This window comes from Allomuricauda sp. M10, assembly GCF_020782875.1.
Classification (GTDB): Bacteria; Bacteroidota; Bacteroidia; order Flavobacteriales; family Flavobacteriaceae; genus Flagellimonas.
In genome coordinates, this window is sequence record NZ_JAJGBN010000009.1 from 1 (window position 1) to 16244 (window position 16244).

Annotated in this window: 18 protein-coding genes; 13 read left to right on the forward strand and 5 right to left on the reverse strand. The window is 43.1% G+C overall.

Features of this window, described 5'->3' with window-relative positions; translation table 11 throughout:
- Nucleotides 1-1080 (reverse strand): hypothetical protein (locus LKX84_RS16955; protein ID WP_228238751.1); only part of this gene is annotated, 1080 nt, incomplete at its 3' end.
- Nucleotides 1081-1293: 213 nt separating this feature from the next.
- Here LKX84_RS16955 and LKX84_RS16960 point away from each other — a divergent pair.
- From LKX84_RS16960 to LKX84_RS16985, 6 genes are all read left to right on the forward strand, one after another.
- Nucleotides 1294-2034: a carboxypeptidase-like regulatory domain-containing protein gene (locus tag LKX84_RS16960; RefSeq protein ID WP_228238752.1), complete on the forward strand. Its 741-nt coding sequence runs from the start codon at nucleotides 1294-1296 to the stop codon at nucleotides 2032-2034.
- Nucleotides 2031-2825 (forward strand): hypothetical protein, encoded by a 795-nt coding sequence (locus tag LKX84_RS16965; protein WP_228238755.1) that lies wholly within the window; start codon nucleotides 2031-2033, stop codon nucleotides 2823-2825. The genes LKX84_RS16960 and LKX84_RS16965 overlap by 4 nt, the downstream gene beginning before the upstream one ends.
- 84 nt (nucleotides 2826-2909) lie before the next feature.
- A complete protein-coding gene (locus LKX84_RS16970) occupies nucleotides 2910-3419 on the forward strand; it encodes a DUF6702 family protein (RefSeq protein WP_317206484.1) in 510 nt (169 codons plus the stop codon).
- 60 nt (nucleotides 3420-3479) lie between these two features.
- Nucleotides 3480-5795 carry a M1 family metallopeptidase gene (locus LKX84_RS16975; protein ID WP_228238764.1) on the forward strand — a complete coding sequence of 772 codons (2316 nt, stop codon included), beginning with the start codon at nucleotides 3480-3482 and terminating at the stop codon, nucleotides 5793-5795.
- A gap of 81 nt (nucleotides 5796-5876) precedes the next feature.
- Nucleotides 5877-6146 (forward strand): twin-arginine translocase TatA/TatE family subunit, encoded by a 270-nt coding sequence (locus tag LKX84_RS16980; RefSeq protein ID WP_228238765.1) that lies wholly within the window; start codon nucleotides 5877-5879, stop codon nucleotides 6144-6146.
- A 3-nt stretch (nucleotides 6147-6149) separates the two neighbouring features.
- Entirely contained in the window at nucleotides 6150-6722 is a 573-nt protein-coding gene (locus tag LKX84_RS16985) for a phosphatase PAP2 family protein (RefSeq protein ID WP_228238766.1), read from the forward strand.
- Here LKX84_RS16985 and LKX84_RS16990 read toward each other — a convergent pair.
- Nucleotides 6688-7329, reverse strand: a complete 642-nt coding sequence (locus LKX84_RS16990; protein ID WP_228238767.1) for an O-methyltransferase — start codon at nucleotides 7327-7329, stop codon at nucleotides 6688-6690. The genes LKX84_RS16985 and LKX84_RS16990 overlap by 35 nt on opposite strands.
- Before the next feature lie 64 nt (nucleotides 7330-7393).
- On the opposite strand from LKX84_RS16990, the gene LKX84_RS16995 reads away from it, so the two are divergent.
- The 3 genes from LKX84_RS16995 to LKX84_RS17005 are packed head-to-tail and all read left to right on the forward strand — an operon-like array spanning nucleotide 7394 to nucleotide 10363.
- On the forward strand, nucleotides 7394-7861 hold the full coding sequence (locus LKX84_RS16995; protein ID WP_228238768.1) for a GNAT family N-acetyltransferase: 468 nt from the start codon (nucleotides 7394-7396) through the stop codon (nucleotides 7859-7861).
- 40 nt (nucleotides 7862-7901) lie between these two features.
- A complete protein-coding gene (gene kynU, locus LKX84_RS17000) occupies nucleotides 7902-9170 on the forward strand; it encodes a kynureninase (protein ID WP_228238773.1) in 1269 nt (422 codons plus the stop codon).
- Nucleotides 9171-9214: 44 nt separating this feature from the next.
- A complete protein-coding gene (locus LKX84_RS17005) occupies nucleotides 9215-10363 on the forward strand; it encodes an MFS transporter (RefSeq protein WP_228238775.1) in 1149 nt (382 codons plus the stop codon).
- Between the two features lie 56 nt (nucleotides 10364-10419).
- Here LKX84_RS17005 and LKX84_RS17010 read toward each other — a convergent pair whose 3' ends face one another.
- The 3 genes from LKX84_RS17010 to LKX84_RS17020 form a co-directional block, all read right to left on the reverse strand.
- On the reverse strand, nucleotides 10420-10836 hold the full coding sequence (locus LKX84_RS17010; RefSeq protein ID WP_228238777.1) for a response regulator: 417 nt from the start codon (nucleotides 10834-10836) through the stop codon (nucleotides 10420-10422).
- A complete protein-coding gene (locus LKX84_RS17015; protein WP_228238779.1) occupies nucleotides 10833-12650 on the reverse strand; it encodes a sensor histidine kinase in 1818 nt (605 codons plus the stop codon). Before LKX84_RS17015 ends, LKX84_RS17010 begins: the two co-directional genes overlap by 4 nt.
- 267 nt (nucleotides 12651-12917) lie before the next feature.
- Nucleotides 12918-13598, reverse strand: coding sequence for a hypothetical protein (locus tag LKX84_RS17020; protein ID WP_228238781.1), 681 nt, complete (start codon nucleotides 13596-13598; stop codon nucleotides 12918-12920).
- A gap of 142 nt (nucleotides 13599-13740) precedes the next feature.
- Here LKX84_RS17020 and LKX84_RS17025 point away from each other — a divergent pair, with 142 nt between their 5' ends.
- From LKX84_RS17025 to LKX84_RS17040, 4 genes are all read left to right on the forward strand, one after another.
- Nucleotides 13741-14313 carry an RNA polymerase sigma factor gene (locus LKX84_RS17025; protein ID WP_228238783.1) on the forward strand — a complete coding sequence of 191 codons (573 nt, stop codon included), beginning with the start codon at nucleotides 13741-13743 and terminating at the stop codon, nucleotides 14311-14313.
- Nucleotides 14314-14502 carry a hypothetical protein gene (locus LKX84_RS17030; protein WP_228238785.1) on the forward strand — a complete coding sequence of 63 codons (189 nt, stop codon included), beginning with the start codon at nucleotides 14314-14316 and terminating at the stop codon, nucleotides 14500-14502.
- Nucleotides 14503-14534: 32 nt separating this feature from the next.
- Entirely contained in the window at nucleotides 14535-15371 is an 837-nt protein-coding gene (locus LKX84_RS17035; protein WP_228238787.1) for a mechanosensitive ion channel family protein, read from the forward strand.
- A gap of 66 nt (nucleotides 15372-15437) precedes the next feature.
- Complete coding sequence (locus LKX84_RS17040) at nucleotides 15438-15986, forward strand: ClpP family protease (RefSeq protein ID WP_228238789.1); 549 nt, start codon at nucleotides 15438-15440, stop codon at nucleotides 15984-15986.
- The last annotated feature ends 258 nt before the right edge of the window (nucleotides 15987-16244 follow it).

Genomic DNA, 16244 nt, shown 5'->3' on the forward strand with positions numbered 1-16244 from the left:
CCCTGCACTGGGGTCCAGGGCTATGACATCTGCAAGGTCCTGTGCCTCCGTTGCCGTGACCACATATGGCGTTCCTGCGGAACCGTCACCTGTCACAACGTTTATCCCTGCGCCTGTCACGATTGTTTCCGTTCCGTCCGCTGCGTTATTGGTTATCTGGGTGTCCACATAGTTCTTGGTCGCGGCGTCCGTTGCCACGGCGGGTTCGTCGACGTTGATCAATTTGTTAAGGCCCAAATCAACATCTGCAACTGCAGCATCAAATCCACTAAGTGAAATATTGCTTTTGTCCAGTTTGTCATTGGTCACATTACCGTTCAATATTTTATCGGTGGTAACGGCATCGTTGGCCAACTCTAAACTGGTTATCCCATTGTCTGCAACGTCTAATGTGTAAGGAATGTCAATTCCGTTTCCATCACGCCTAAGGGTCGAATCAAAAGGACCAATTACTTCGTTGCCTACAATACTGTCTTTTTCGGTAATCGTCAAAGCCGTTTCATTGGTCAAGGTCCATTGGCTACCATTCCATCTAAAAATTTCCCCAATGTTGTTTCCGTCCTCAAATTTGGCCGTAGATACAGATTTCGCGGCCAAAAGGCGACCTGTTACGGATGCGGCCTGTATCTTGGTGTCCGCGTTTATGGAAGAGTTCACAATGTTGGCCCCTGTAATTTGGTTTACCTCAAAATTGTAGTTCGTACTGCCATCAAGGTTGGTGGTAGGGGTAATCACCACAGTACTGTCCAACGCGTTGGGATTCAGCTGGCTCAGATAGTCTGCCCTGGTACTTACCGTAAACGTGTTGTCAAATTCTTCGCAGATGTTGATCCATTGGGATCCATCGTAATAATGGATGCAATCATGATCGGTGTTGTATACCAACGCTCCCCGTAAGGGTGAAATGGAATTCATTTCGGCATCGGAGACCCTGGTAATGACCAGTACACGGGAACTGCTCTCCAGTTCCAAAATCGATGCGGCATTCAGGTTTTGTGGGTTGTCGCCAATCTTTACCTGCCCAATAAGGGTATTGATCATGAGTAGGACAACGACCAAGGTTGCAATGTAAGTTCTCACAGTGTTTGTTATTTGAGGTTTCCAAACGGAAACAACAAATCTAAGGTTATGCTTCCATATTCATATGAATTTCCGTCAAAACACGAAATTCAAGGGTGAACGGGAAAATCCCTTTGGGTATATTTGTAGGTAGAATTAACAAAAGTTTAGAACCCCTTCGCTTTTATATATGGGCACCATGGACTTTCTTTAACGTGTGCTAAACACTTTATTATGAAAAAAATTATCTTGATCTTGTTCTCGTTGCTGGTATCGGGTTGGTCCCTTGCACAGGATGGCCGCCAACTGCTCAGGGGGAAGGTGTTGTACCGGAGCTCCAATGTGCCCAATGAGAACGTGATCAACTCCACCTCTGGCGAGGCCACCATTACCAATGATAATGGGGAATTTGCCATTGAGGTGAAGACAGGGGATAAGATTGTGTTCACGGCGGTAAACTACCAATTGGAAGTAGTGACCATTACTCCCGAAATCTTACAGAACAACCGCTTGGTGGTTGAGGTGAACGAGAAGATTCGTGAGTTGGACGAAGTGGTGGTAACGCCCGAAAACCAGGCCAAATTTTTGGAGGTGAAGAACGAGGATTTCAAGGAATTCGACTACGAAATCGACCGGAATACGGAGGTGGTGAACGTTGCTGAATCCAGAACGGTTCGTGGCATGCAGGACGGGCTCAATTTTGTGAATATTTTCAAGGCACTCTTCAAATCCCGACAAGGGGAAGGTGGCGAGGAAAGGGAACCCCTAAAAGTCAGCGAAGTCCTCCGCCATGTGTACGACGATGAGTTCTTTGTGGTGGATCTTAAATTGCCACAGGATAAAATCGATGCCTTTTTATTGTATTGCGACGATAAGATTCCATCACAGACCTTGCTCAAAAAAGAAAACGAATTTCAATTGATCGATTTTCTGGTGACCCAAAGCAAATCCTATTTGGAAACCCTCGAAGAATGAGAAACTTTTGGGCTTGCACGGCTTTTTTTATGGTGTTTTTGGTCAGCGCCCAAGATGGGGAGGGCAAAACATTATACGGAAAGGTGGTAAGTGATGATGAGGATGTGGTGGGCGTTGTGGTCCAAAACATCACTGCCGATAAGGCCGTAATCACCGATTTTGAAGGCAAATTCGCTATCGAGGTACAGGTTAATGATACCTTGGTGTTTTCTGCAGTTCAGTTTGTAAAAAAAGTATTGCCCGTGACCGAGGTGCTCTACCATGCCAGCTATATTGAAGTGCCGATGGTGGAATTCGTAAACCAACTTAAGGAAGTAGTGGTAAGTCCGTACAACCTTTCCGGGGATTTGACCCAGGATCTTGGTAAATTAAGTTTGCAAAAAGACGTAAGTGCCGAAGCTTTGAAATTGCCCAATGCACACCAACGGATTCCCACCCAAAGTGAGCGGATGCTGGATCAGGCTACCATTGGAAAATTCAATATGGGTATGATCTTGAGCCCGCCCTTGGATCCTTTGATCAATGCCATTACGGGTCGCACCAAAATGTTGAAAAACCGAGTCAAGGTGGACAATACCTACGCCAGGACCCAACGTGTCCAGGATTTTTATGTGGATTCCCTTTTTGTGGCCACATTAAAGATTCCCATGGAAAAAATTGATGATTTTATGTATTTCTGCGAGGTGGATGAGGCCTTTCAGTCCACAGTGGACACCCATGACAAACTTAGGATCTGGGATTTTATGCTGGAAAAGAGCAGGGCCTACCGGAAAAACAACAACCTGGACTAAGGTTTTTGGCAAGCAAATTGCTGAAAACAGAGTAAATCTGTAACATTGCCTATCCCAATGGAGTCAAAATACAATATGATGAGAATGAAAAAATCAAGAATAATGCTATTGCCATTGGCAATACTGCTTTTTCTGTCCTTCACCTCTGTACACAAATTCTATGTTAGCGTTACCAATGTGGTCTATTCCGAAGAAGATAAGGCCATGCAGATCACGAGCCGAATCTTTATAGATGACCTTGATGCCCTGATGGAGGAACGTTATGGTATCAAATCGCAATTGGCAACCCCAAATGAATCCAAGTTGGCAGACGAGTATCTGGAGAAATATTTTAGGGCCAAGTTTCTGGTAGAGATCAACGGAAAACCCATAAAATATAACTTTTTGGGCAAGCGGTACGATAAGGATGTGGCCATTTGTTACTTGGAAATCCCTAATCTGAACCTAAAGGATGTCAAATCCATTTCGGTACAGAACGAGATTTTGACCGACCTGTTCGATGAACAGCAAAACGTGGTGCACGTAAAATGGGCCGGACACAAGAAAAGTTTTGTACTCATCAAAGGGAATAATAAAGGAATGTTAAACTTATAACGTAACGTTAACAATTGGTTAAAATGCGTTATTTTTCACCGTTTTAAAATCAAATAGAAAATGAACAAAGTCAAGTATTGCATGGCTTCTGTGTTGTTCCTAATGGGAGCACTGGTAATGGCACAGGAAGAAGGCGACGTAAAAACCGAAAGGGAACCTGGACACTATAACCAAAGCAGGTTTAAACAAATGTACGAGGAGTTTGCCACTCCAAACACCTATCGCTCCGCTTCTGGGGCCCCAGGACCTGATTACTATCAACAACAGGCAGATTATGTGATCAATGTACAGTTGGATGATAAAAATGCCAAGATCAATGGTGAGGAAACCATCACCTATCATAATAATTCACCGGACGATCTAGAGTTCCTTTGGGTACAGTTGGACCAGAACGTCCGTGCCAAGGATTCCAAATCCCCTTTGCGTGACGGTAACGGCGTGAACATCGCCTACACGGCTGGCAATTTTGCGGAAACGTTCATCAGCGAACCTTTTGATGGGGGTTTCAATATTGAATGGGTGAAGGATGCCAGTGGAAAACCATTGACCTATACCATCAACCAGACCATGATGCGTGTGAACATTCCACAACCGTTGAAGAGCGGTGAGAAGTTGTCCTTCTCCGTAAAATGGTGGTACAACATTCCTGATCACACGGTGAACAGGGCCCGTTCCGGCTACGAATATTTTGAAAAGGATGGTAACCGTGCCTATGTGATCGCACAGTTCTTCCCAAGAATGGCTGTGTACAGCGATGTGGAAGGATGGCAGAACCATCAGTTCTGGGGAAGCGGTGAGTTTGCCCTTCCATTTGGAAATTATGATGTGAGCATTACCGTTCCTGCCGACCACGTGTTGGACGGAACCGGTGTTTTACAAAATAGGGAGGAAGTATTCTCCAAAGACATGATGAAGCGCTACAAGGAAGCGTTGAAATCTTATGACAAGCCAGTGATCATCGTGAACCAACAAGAGGCCGAAGCTGCTGAAAAAGGATTCGCGACCAATACCAAAACATGGAAGTTTAAGGCTACCAATGTTAGGGATTACGCTTTTGCCACTTCCCGTAAGTTCATTTGGGATATGCAGGCCGTTAAGATCGGTGGTAAAGATGTAATGGCCGTGTCCTTATATCCAAAAGAAGGAAACCCGCTTTGGGAGGATTTGTCTACCAAAGCCGTGGCTCAAACTTTGAAAACGTACTCAGAGCATACTTTTGATTACCCATACCATAAGGCCATTTCGGTTCACGCCAAAAACCAAGGTATGGAGTACCCCATGATCTGTTGGAACTACGGTCGTCCTAATGAGGATGGTACCATTTCCGATAGGGTTAAATACGGTATGATCAGTGTGATCATCCACGAGGTGGGCCACAACTTTTTCCCAATGATCGTAAACTCCGATGAGCGTCAATGGGGATGGATGGATGAAGGTCTTGATACCTTTATGCAGTATTTGGCCGAGCAGGATTTTGGAACCAACAATCCGGATGTAATCGCTCCGAACGACAAATATCCTTCAAGAAGGGGTAACCCAGCGGACATCGTTCCCTACATGGCCGGAGATCAAAAATACATTTCTCCCATCATGTCCAACCCAGAAAATGTATACCAATTGGGACCAAATGCCTATGCCAAGCCAGCAACGGCACTTAACATCCTAAGGGAAACCGTTATGGGCAAAGAGCTTTTTGACCATGCCTTCAAAACCTACGCACAACGTTGGATGTTCAAGCACCCAACCCCTGAGGATTTCTTCCGTACCATGGAAGATGCTTCGGCAGTGGATTTGGACTGGTTCTGGAGGGCTTGGTTCTACACTACCGATTATGTGGATATAGGCGTGAAAGGTGTTAAAAAATACTACGTGTCCAGCAAGCCTACCAAGGAAATGGAAAAATATATGGCAGATAGGAACCTAACCGAGGCCGATCTTCCTCCATTGGTTTATTTGGCAGAAGAGGAAAGCGAAGACTTTATGCCCGAGTTAAAAGGAAAATCCCCAACGGAGACTTCCAAAAACTTGAAGGAGTTTATGATGGACAACATGACCGAAGCCGAAAGGACTAAGGTGAAGGAGCCCAAATATTTCTACGAGATTACTTTTGATAAACCAGGAGGTGTTCCCATGCCATTGATCGTAGAATATACCTATGCCGATGGAACCAAGGAAAACATCACCTACCCACCAGAGATTTGGAGAAAGAACGATGATGAGGTAAAAAGAGTGATTTCTTCCCAAAAGGAATTGGTTGGAATCGTGGTAGATCCCAAATTGGAGACTGCAGATATCGATACGACCAACAACTCTTGGCCTAAAAAAGAAGAGAAATCAGACTTTGATAAGTTCAAGGAGAACATCAAAGGAAAATAATCAAAAAAAGACTGTTAAAGAGCCTCGTGATTTCACGGGGCTTTTTTTATTTTGCTAATAAGTTCTGATTATATTTGTTGTATGCATTTTCTATTCATTAGCGGAGCGGAAATTTTCTTCATCCTATTTATTGTGGTGATGGTGTTTGGGGCGGACAAGATACCTGGTATTGCCAAAGGTTTGGGCAAAGGTATGCGCCAGCTGAAGGATGCCACGGATGATATTAAGCGCGAAATCCAAAAAAGCGCGGATGTCGACACAGACTTTACCAAAGAGATCCGCAAGGAACTCAATGAGGTGAAGAAAAATGTGGACGAGGTTACCGGCTCCATCAAAAGGGACATTAAGTAATACATGTGGGAAGATTTGCTCAAATGGGACCGGGATACGTTTGTGTATCTCAACAGTTTGGGCATAGAACGGTATGATGGATTTTGGTCTACCGTTACCAATATAACCACTTGGATTCCTCTTTTCTTATTATTTCTGTACCTGTTGTTTCAAAAGTTTGACAGGAAGGAAGCCCTTTTCAAGTTTTTTACCATTATGGGGTTGGTGATCTTTATCACCATCATTACCCATTGGACCAAAATTTCCGTGGCACGACTACGTCCCAATAACACAGAAGAAATCAATACGATTATTCGAATATTGAAAAGCCCGACGGATTACAGTTTCTTTTCGGGCCATGCCTCCAGTTCGTTTTCCATTACCACCTTGGTGTTTTTATTTTTAAGGAAGCAGGTGAAATGGGCGTTCCTGTTTTTTCTTTGGCCGCTTTTGTTCTGTATGAGCCGCATTTATGTGGGGGTACATTTTCCCATCGACATTATAGTGGGGTCTGTAGTTGGGATTTTATCAGGAATGTTGTTCTATGGGCTGTACAACCGGTTTATAGCACCCGGCTTAAGGTCAGTCCGTCCCTGATGGGTAGAAGGACCGTCTCCACTCTGGGGTCGGTTTTCAATTTTTCATTATAGGCGAGTAATGCTTCCGTGGCCTTGTCCCCTTTTTGTAATGGCTCTACCACCTTTCCGGACCATAATACGTTGTCAGACAGAATGATGCTCCCAGGTCTGGTCTTGGTGATCGCGGCTTCAAAATAGGCGTCATAGTTCACTTTTTGCGCATCGATAAAAACCAGGTCAAAGGTCTTGTCCAAGTTGGGAATGATATCCAAGGCATCACCCGTATGTTGAAAAATCTGGTCTCCAAAATCACTTCTGTCAAAATATTTTCGCTGAAGCTGATACAGCTCCTCGTTCACTTCAATGGTGTGCAGTTCACCATTTTTCTGAAGACCTTCTGCCAAACAAAGGGCAGAATAGCCGGTGTAGGTACCTATTTCCAAAATATAGGCAGGGTTGATGATCTTGGAGAGCATGCTCAATACCCTTCCTTGAAAATGTCCTGTGATCATGCGTGGTTGCACCACCTTTAAATGGGTTTCACGGGTCAGTTCCGTAAGTAGCAGAGGTTCAGGTTCCGAGTGGTTGGCTATATAACTTTCCAATAAGGGTGATAGGAAATGCATGTACAAGTTTTCGCAAAAATATAGAAAAGAACTACATTGGAATAGTTAATCAACCAAGTGAACCATGTCCTCAACTGAAATACAAATACGCCGCGCTACCCTACAAGACTTACCTATTCTGTTGGATTTTGAACAAGGCATTGTTGAAGCCGAACGCCCTTTTGATGTGACCATAAGGCAGGGTAAAGTGAGTTATTACGATCTGGAAAAAATGGTTCAGGATCCCAAATCCTGTGTGGTCGTTGCCGAAGTCGATGGTAAAATTGTATCCTCTGGCTATGCCATTTCCAAGCCAGCTAGGCATTATTTGGACCACGAGTTCTATGCCTATTTGGGTTTTATGTACACAGATGGGGCCTATCGAGGTCGCGGCATCAATGCCATGGTTGTGGATGCCCTTAAAAAATGGTCACAGGAGCAAGGTTTCAAGGAAATACGGTTGACCGTTTACAATGACAATGTGGGCGCCATCAAAGCATATGAAAAAGTAGGTTTCAAAAAGCATATCATCGAAATGCGGCTGGAACAATAATTACCATCACAAATTGTATTTTTGAAGCAAACCTTAGCATATGACCTTTCAAAATACGCTTGAATTTGCACAACAATTGGATGCTGCCGATGCCTTGGCCAAATACCGAGATGAGTTTTATTTTCCGAAGGTAAACGGTAAGGATGTGATCTATTTTACGGGCAACTCCCTTGGATTACAGCCCAAGCGTACCCAAAGTTTTGTTGATGAGGTGATGAAGGATTGGAAGGAACTGGCTGTGGAGGGTCATTTTTATGCCGATAAACCTTGGTGGGACTATCATGAACGATTGGCTACCGGACTAGGCAAAGTGGTAGGGGCAAAGCCCAAGGAAATTTCTGTAATGAACACCTTAACGGTTAACCTTCATTTATTGATGGTTTCCTTTTATCGACCTACAGCAAAACGATTCAAGATTTTGTGTGAGGAAAAGGCATTTCCTTCCGATCAGTATATGTTGCAGAGCCAGGTTAGGTTTCATGGTTTTGATCCGAAGGATGCCATTGTTGAGGTAAAGAAACGAGATGGGGAACATGCTTGGCGTACAGAGGATATCATCCAAAAAATCAATGAGGTGGGCGATGAGCTCGCCCTGATATTGATGGGTGGTGTGAATTATTACAATGGCCAGGTTTTGGATATGGAAGCCATTACCAAAGCTGGTAAATCCGCTGGAGCTTTTGTGGGATGGGACTTGGCCCACGCCGTAGGAAATGTGGAACTGTCACTACACGATTGGGATGCCGATTTTGCGGCTTGGTGCAGTTACAAATACATGAACAGCGGACCAGGGAACGCCTCTGGAATCTTTGTGCATGAAAAACATTTGGGCAAGTCGGATATTCCCCGTTTTGAAGGTTGGTGGGGAACCAAAAAAGAGACCCGTTTTCTGATGAAACCGGAATTTGATCCAACAGAAAACGCCGATGCCTGGCAACTGAGCAATCCGTCCATACTTTCGTTGGCACCTTATTTGGCCTCTTTGGAACTTTTTGAAGAAGTGGGCATGGAAGCTCTCATCAAAAAACAGAAGCAAATCGTTGCCTATTTGGAGTTTGTGTTGCATGATATTGATAAACAGGTGGATAGCACTTTTGAAATCATCACTCCAAAGGATAGGGGGTGCCAATTATCCGTGCTGTTGCATGGTGAAGGTAGGTCACTGTTCGATTATTTGATGAAACAGGGCGTGATCACCGATTGGCGGGAACCCAATGTGATCCGATTGGCCCCGGCTCCCTTTTATTGTTCTTATGAGGACATGTACAGGTTTGGCCAGATTTTGAAAGCAGGAATCCTTCAAAAATAATCTATCACCAACCATTAGATAATCTTTCCACTCCAGTATCGCCTATGAAATCACTTCGACTTATTTTGTCCAATCCACGGTATTTTGCCCCGGCATGGGTGTTCACCAGCCTCAACATTTGGTTCGGAACATGGGCAATCTATATTCCGTTAGTAAAAGATAAACTTGGGATCAATAAGGCGGATTTGGGTATTGCCTTGTTCTGCTTGTCGTTGGGGGTGTTTACCATATTTCCGGTGGCTTCCAAGATTGTAAACCGATTAGGGGTGGGCAAAGCTACATGGACTGGGGTTTGTTGTAATTCGGTAGCGGCTTTGCTACCCTTGATGGCGCCGAATTATTATTCATTGATGGCAAGTCTATTTTTAATGGGGGCCTGTAATGGACTAACTGACATTGCCATGAATACTTTGGTCACCGAGATTGAAAAGGAGGACAAACAAAACTTTATGTCGGCTGCCCATGGGTTTTTCAGTTTGGGTGGAATTTTGGTCGGGTTCAGTAGCTTTCTGATTCCCATTATCGGCAATCCACCTTTGCATATGGCAATTGTGGTGGTGTTGGTGTTGATACTCAATTTAATGTTGAGAAAACATTATTATCACATTGTGGCCGCTCCTGTGGAAAAGGAACCCTTTAGTTTCAAGGTTTTCAAGCCTTTATTGTTGTTGGGAATCATTGGTTTTGTATCCATGGGGAGTGAAGGAGCCATCATTGATTGGAGCGGATTGTACTTAAAAGAAGTGGCTTTGGCCCCAGAAGTTCTGATTGGTTCTGGATTTTTGGCTTTTTCTACAACAATGACCTTGGGCCGGTTTTTAGGTGATGGCATCAGTGCAAAGATCGGATCCATCAAAATTGTGGCATTTGGTGCTTTGATCGCTATTTTGGGGTATGCCATGGTACTTTCGCAACATACCGTTTTGGCCATTGCCGGCTTTGCTTTTTGCGGACTAGGGTTTTCCGTAATGGTCCCTGAATTGTTCCGGATCGGAGGCAATGTGAAGGGGGTGGATTCTTCACAAGGGGTTGCCTTTATTGCGGGAACGGGATACTCAGGGTTTTTGTTGGGCCCCGTAATTTTGGGGTTTTTGGCAGAGCGCGCCTCGTTGATCTATAGTTTTGTGTTGCTGTTGAGTTGTGCTATTCTCGTTTTTGGGATTACCTTTTTCTTGAGGAGAAAGGGTAGATAAGAGTGGCGGAAGAGTCAAATTCTATCAATCTTTATCCATGTAAAATAGTGCTAACGCTATAAGGAATTGATCAATCCCATTTCTTCCAGAACTTTGGTCAATTGGTTTTCATCGATTGGTTTTATGATATAGTCGCTCACAACTTCGTAGTTTTTTGCTTTTTCTTGGTCTGAAGGGTTGATAGAGGAACTTACAACATAAACAACCACTTTTTCTCTGTTTTGATGAGGGATTTTAACGAAATCGTCGAGGAATCCCCAACCGTCCTTAATAGGCATATTAAGATCCAGAAAGATGATGGATGGCAATTTTTTTCCTTTGTCCATCAACCGTATTAGTGCGTCCAAGGCTTCCTGTCCATTGTGGAAAACCAAGACTTCATTGGAAAACTTAACTTTTTTCAACAATACTTTCATTCCAAATTGGTGAATGGGGTCATCATCTACGATGAATGCGATATCCGAAGAATTCATGATTGTTGGTTTTTAAGTAATGTGACTTCAAAAGTTGTTCCTACCCCGGGCTGGCTGCTCACAGTAATTCTTCCTCCCATGGATTCTATTTGGTTCTTGGTGATAAAAAGTCCAATACCACGGGCATCTTCATTGCCGTGGAATGTTTTGTACATTCCGAAAAGTTTTTCGCCAAATTTATCCAAATCAATGCCAAGACCGTTGTCAGATACGGAAAGAACAACGGTTTCATCTTTCTCCACGGCCTTGATGGATACCAATGAGGTTTTTTTATTCAAATCCTTGTATTTGATGGCATTGGTAACCAAATTCAGGATGATGCTTTCAAGGTATGCCATGACACCCCTAACTTGTATGTTTTCGGGCACATCGGTATCAATGATTACCTTGTTTTCCTCAATCAAGGCTTGAATATCTACCAAAACTTTATGGACCAAGGGACGTAGCTGAACAGATTTTAGCTTTTGGTCCGTTTCAAGTTTTACCTGCACCACTTCATTAAGATGGGAAATGGTATCGTTCAATCCTTGGGAGGCCTTGCCCAACATCACCAAGCTATCCTTCCGTATATCCTCATCCAAAGATTCATCTGTTAGAAACTCACTGATCATGGTCAAATTGGCCGCATGCGATCTTAGATTATGCGAAACAATGTGGGCAAAATTCATTAAACTGTTATTTTGGTTGGTGGTGAGTTCCAAAAGACCTTTTAACTTTTTCTCGGCCTTGATCCTGGAAGAGATATCGACAATTTGGGAAATGAAATGGGAAATTTCCCCATCTATGTTCCGCGCAGCGGTAACCGTTAGGATTACGTAGACCAATTGTTGGTCTTTGTTGAAATATCTTTTTTCAATTTGGTAGGTGCTCCTTTTTCCTTTAATAAGCTCGCTTAGAAGACGAAGGTCAATTTCAAGGTCTTCAGGATGTGTGATATCCTGAAAAGTTAGACTTAACAATTTATCCTTTGTATATCCGAGACTGTTGCACAGACTTGTGTTAACATCCATGAACTTGCCGTTCCGGGCCACCAAGGCCATTCCTATGGAAGAGTTTTCCAAGGTACCTTTTAACGACTCCTCGGTATTCAAAAGTTGAAGTTGTGCCTTTTTACGTTTGTCTATATCTTGAAAAGTGCCAACAATCCTTACGCATTTACCGTTCAACATTTCAGGTTCCCCAATGGCCCTGACCCAAAGGATGTTCCCTTTGGCAGTGACAATCTGCAATTCGGTGTCCCATTTATTGCCCAGCTCAATGCCTTCGTTTACCAACTGGGTAATGGTGTCCCTGCTGTATCCTTCTTTGTAAAAGGAAATACCGGTCTCCAGTTGGGGAACATATTCCCGGGGAACCTCATGGATTTCCTTCGTCATGTTAGACCAATAAATGGTATTCTTGATCAGGTCTATTTCCCAACCGCCAATTCTTGCCACTTGCTGCGATTTCTCCAAGAGATGTTCCTCACGTCTTTTATGCGTTACATCTTCCAAAATTATAAGGGCATTTGGGGCAATGTTCTGATCGTCGTTCAACAGACTTACCTTCCAATCATACCAAACGGCATTCCCATTTTCTTGTACAATTCTTTTGGAATCCGAGCGATGCTTGATGCCCTCTAGACAATAGTTGATGTCTAATTTTAGCTCTTCGGGCAGTTCTGGCATGGAATCAAAAAAGTTTTGACCGATAATGGACGCATCTAAACCAAACGTGTTCAACCATTGCTTTGAAAAATCCACAAAGGATTTTTCTTGGTCAATTACGGCAAAAGGAATAGAAGTGTGATGAAAGAGGGATTTTTCAGTATTCATTGGGGATGTTTGAATCTTAAAGTTAGGGCAACAAGATTAATCCTACAATAAATCATATAAATTCATCCATCAAATACAGGGTGTATGTAGGGTAAAATCCTTGTTTTGAGGGTGTTTAAAAGAATCAATTTTTATTGATTCAATCTGAAAATTTTTCCAAACTATCCTTTTCCTTGACAAACATTGGGCAATGAAGAAATATTGCCTATTCAAAACCTCATAGAAAGAATGGACAATGTTACTGAAAACAACAAGCTGATTTTTGTTTTACTCAACCTTCACACTCAAACCCGTAAAATAAAGATTTGCGTTGCTGTCCGGTCTGTTGCGCTTAGTGGCCAATTGTAACCCGCCCATGGTGGAGTAGTCTTCCCAAGTTGAGGACAAGGAAGGTTCCGGTTGGTTAGATTTTCGGTATGTCCATTCCCGGATAATATGGTCATCCTTAAAATAGAAATCGTAGGCATCTCCCGGGGTATATCCACCTTCGTTTTTGTACACAATGGTCAGTTTTTGCATGGTCTCGTTGCTAATCGGGGAGGTGGCTTCCGCTGCGTGTTCAAAAGTATAGCTGTCGGCGTCCCACATCAAATTAAAAGGGGCCAACAACCAATACCGGTCGTTTATGAACCCTGAATTGGTTTTGTAGGCCACACTATCCATGTTGGCCTTGTTGTAGGTAAGGGAATCCGCCCCGGATTTAAAGGTGATCTCGTTCAATTTGGGTTTCCAGTCCCAATGTCTCTCAAAATGCATGGAATCACGATCCACATTAAAGGTAAAGGTAATCTCCTCCACGTTTTTCCAATTTTGGTATCCATGGGCATCCGCAACCATTTCAGGTACGGTTTTTTCGGGTTCGGGCTGCTCTTCAGCTTGTTTGGGTTCTGTTTTGCAACTGGCCAAAACGAAAAGGGCACACATTCCAACGAGGTAATAGGTCTTCATATCTGGTTTTTAACCAAATATAACATGAAATTGACTTATTTTGCGCCCCATTTTGGAAAAGCCTCCAAATTAATTCGGCATATAAGTGACTTTTTTTAAAAAGCTGTTTCTAATCCTGATAAGTAACCCCGACCAAAAGTTTTTGGAAACAGAAGACCTTCATGCCCATCTGTCGGATGAGGAATTAGTGGAACAGATAGTAGCGAACAACGACCCCCTTTTGTTCGGGAAGTTGTATGATCGATATGCCAAAATGGTCTATAACAAGTGTTTTGGCTTTGCCAAATCCGAGGATGAGGCCGAGGATTTGACACAGGATGTATTTCTGCAACTGTTCATCAAACTGAGAACGTTCAAAGGGCGTTCCAAGTTTTCTACCTGGCTTTATTCTTTCACCTATAATTTTTGTGTGAACTATGTCAACCGGAACAAGCAGCTCAAAATGCGCGATCAATCTGTTCAGGTTGATGAAACCGATCAAAAGTTTACCGAAGAAGTACCTGATGAAAGTCTTTTTGAGATGAAGGCCGATAAGCTTAAAAAAGCATTGGAACTGATCTCTGCCGAAGACAAGTCCCTTTTATTGTTGAAATACCAGGATGGCGCAAGCATAAAAGAACTGGTTGAACTTTTGGAACTTGGGGACAGTGCAGTAAAAATGAGGCTGAAAAGAGCCAAAGAAAGACTAGTCGAAATCTATAACACCCTACCATAGATGGCAAACCAACACAAAAACCCGTTCAAAGAATTGGAGGCCTCCCTTCTGGAAGCCCCGCCCGGCATGAAAAAAAAGGTAATGGACGACATTGCCGCTGCCAGGTTGATCCTGGATATGGCTTCCCTGTTTTCCATCAATATGGGAAGTGCCTTGCGCAAACTGTTCAGGACATTGGGAGAGCATTAAAAAACATACAGCAACACTATAAATAAACAACAATGGAAACAATCAACAATTGGAAGGTTATCACCATGGATTCCCTTTCGGGTATGGGCAAGGAAATAGCACAGGTAATCCCAAAGATCATCGGGGCCATTCTGGTGCTGGTAGTTGGCTGGCTTGTCATCAAAATTATCCTGTTCTTGCTTGGGAAAATCCTAAAATTGGCCAAAATAGACATCTTAAACGATAAGATCAACGGAATGGTCGTTACAGGGAAGGGCGGTTTCACCATTGATGTGGTCAAGATCATCCTAGGATTTGTAAAATGGCTATTGATATTGGCCTTTTTGATTGTAGCTGCGGATATTCTCAATTGGCAGATCATTTCAGTTGAAATAGGGAACCTACTTCATTATCTTCCGCGTTTCTTCAGTGCTCTGGCTTTATTGATGCTCGGTTTTTACATCGGCAATTTTGTAAAGAATACGGTAAAACGACTGTTCAATTCATTTGAATTTGGAGGTTCCAATTTGGTCAGCAATCTGTTGTTTTATGTGATCGTGGTGTTTATGTCCATTACGGCATTGAACCAAGCGGGGGTTGATACCACCATTATCACCAATAACATCACCATGATTTTGGGTTCTTTTCTACTGGCTTTTTCTTTGGGAATAGGACTGGGTTCAAGGGAAATGGTTGCAGATCTTTTGCGATCCTTCAACACCCGAAAAAATTATGCGATTGGGGATAAGATTGTAATGGGGGAAGATGTTGGGGTAGTGGAAGCCATCGAAAACAACAGTTTAACGCTTGCCACCAAAACAGGAAAATTCATCATCCCGATCAAGGATGTAGTGTCCCAAAAAGTGGAAGTGATTTCCCAAACAAGGTAAAGTAGGCAAGTAGTGCAAAAACTTCCTTGGATTTTGATTATTTTTGATGCTCACAACAAGTAAAAAATGAGTTCAAAAAAAGGAAAGGTTCAGGATTTGATCCAAGAAAAATTGCTCGAAGAGCGAAAAGTGTTTTTATGGGGCATGGTAGATGATGATTCTGCCAAGCATGTCATAGATCACTTGTTTTATCTGGATTCCCTTAACCATAAAGAGATTCAATTGATCATCAATAGCCCAGGAGGATATGTTACTTCCGGCTTTGCGATTTACGATACCATTAAACAGATCAAGAGCCCGGTTTCTACGGTATGTTCAGGATTGGCCGCCTCCATGGGGTCCATTTTGTTGTCCGTTGGTGAAAAAGGGAGAAGGTTCATTCAGCCCCATGCCAGAGTCATGATCCACCAGCCAAGTGGCGGTGCAAGGGGTCAGGCGTCCAATATTGAGATCCAGGCCAAGGAAATTATCAAGACCAAGGAGTTAGGCGCCCAAATTTTGGCTGACAACTGTGGTCAGTCCTTTGAAAAGGTCATGAGGGATTTTGATAGGGATTATTGGATGGGTGCCGAAGAATCCGTGGAATACGGTATTGTGGACGGTATCATAAAGTAAAAAAGGAATACCCTAAAAGGGGAAAAAGTCCTTCTCAAGTTTTTGGGAAGGACTTTTTGCATATATATGGACGCCGAAGCGGAATATTTTATTTAATAGATATACGGCAAGATTCAGGCCCAAGGTTGACAGCTGTCTGTTAAAAAATCTTAAAACCTGTCTTTTTATATAAATTTTGTAGTGATTGTGCATGTTGGCCTTGTGTTACTGGTCTTCCACAAAAGTTAAATTTCCGTACTTTTGAAGCTTAACCGTAAA

What these genes read in the sequence shown, in the direction of transcription:
- LKX84_RS17010 (WP_228238777.1), bottom strand. Translation starts at nt 10,836, where the DNA reads ATGAATTCTTCGGATATCGCATTCATCGTAGATGATGACCCCATTCAC.
- LKX84_RS17020 (WP_228238781.1), bottom strand. Translation starts at nt 13,598, where the DNA reads ATGAAGACCTATTACCTCGTTGGAATGTGTGCCCTTTTCGTTTTGGCC.
- LKX84_RS16970 (WP_317206484.1), top strand. Translation starts at nt 2,910, where the DNA reads ATGAAAAAATCAAGAATAATGCTATTGCCATTGGCAATACTGCTTTTT.
- LKX84_RS16990 (WP_228238767.1), bottom strand. Translation starts at nt 7,329, where the DNA reads ATGCATTTCCTATCACCCTTATTGGAAAGTTATATAGCCAACCACTCG.
- LKX84_RS17015 (WP_228238779.1), bottom strand. Translation starts at nt 12,650, where the DNA reads ATGAATACTGAAAAATCCCTCTTTCATCACACTTCTATTCCTTTTGCC.
- LKX84_RS16975 (WP_228238764.1), top strand. Translation starts at nt 3,480, where the DNA reads ATGAACAAAGTCAAGTATTGCATGGCTTCTGTGTTGTTCCTAATGGGA.
- LKX84_RS16965 (WP_228238755.1), top strand. Translation starts at nt 2,031, where the DNA reads ATGAGAAACTTTTGGGCTTGCACGGCTTTTTTTATGGTGTTTTTGGTC.
- LKX84_RS17035 (WP_228238787.1), top strand. Translation starts at nt 14,535, where the DNA reads ATGGAAACAATCAACAATTGGAAGGTTATCACCATGGATTCCCTTTCG.
- LKX84_RS16980 (WP_228238765.1), top strand. Translation starts at nt 5,877, where the DNA reads ATGCATTTTCTATTCATTAGCGGAGCGGAAATTTTCTTCATCCTATTT.
- LKX84_RS16985 (WP_228238766.1), top strand. Translation starts at nt 6,150, where the DNA reads ATGTGGGAAGATTTGCTCAAATGGGACCGGGATACGTTTGTGTATCTC.
- LKX84_RS17005 (WP_228238775.1), top strand. Translation starts at nt 9,215, where the DNA reads ATGAAATCACTTCGACTTATTTTGTCCAATCCACGGTATTTTGCCCCG.
- LKX84_RS17040 (WP_228238789.1), top strand. Translation starts at nt 15,438, where the DNA reads ATGAGTTCAAAAAAAGGAAAGGTTCAGGATTTGATCCAAGAAAAATTG.
- kynU (WP_228238773.1), top strand. Translation starts at nt 7,902, where the DNA reads ATGACCTTTCAAAATACGCTTGAATTTGCACAACAATTGGATGCTGCC.
- LKX84_RS16960 (WP_228238752.1), top strand. Translation starts at nt 1,294, where the DNA reads ATGAAAAAAATTATCTTGATCTTGTTCTCGTTGCTGGTATCGGGTTGG.
- LKX84_RS16995 (WP_228238768.1), top strand. Translation starts at nt 7,394, where the DNA reads ATGTCCTCAACTGAAATACAAATACGCCGCGCTACCCTACAAGACTTA.
- LKX84_RS17030 (WP_228238785.1), top strand. Translation starts at nt 14,314, where the DNA reads ATGGCAAACCAACACAAAAACCCGTTCAAAGAATTGGAGGCCTCCCTT.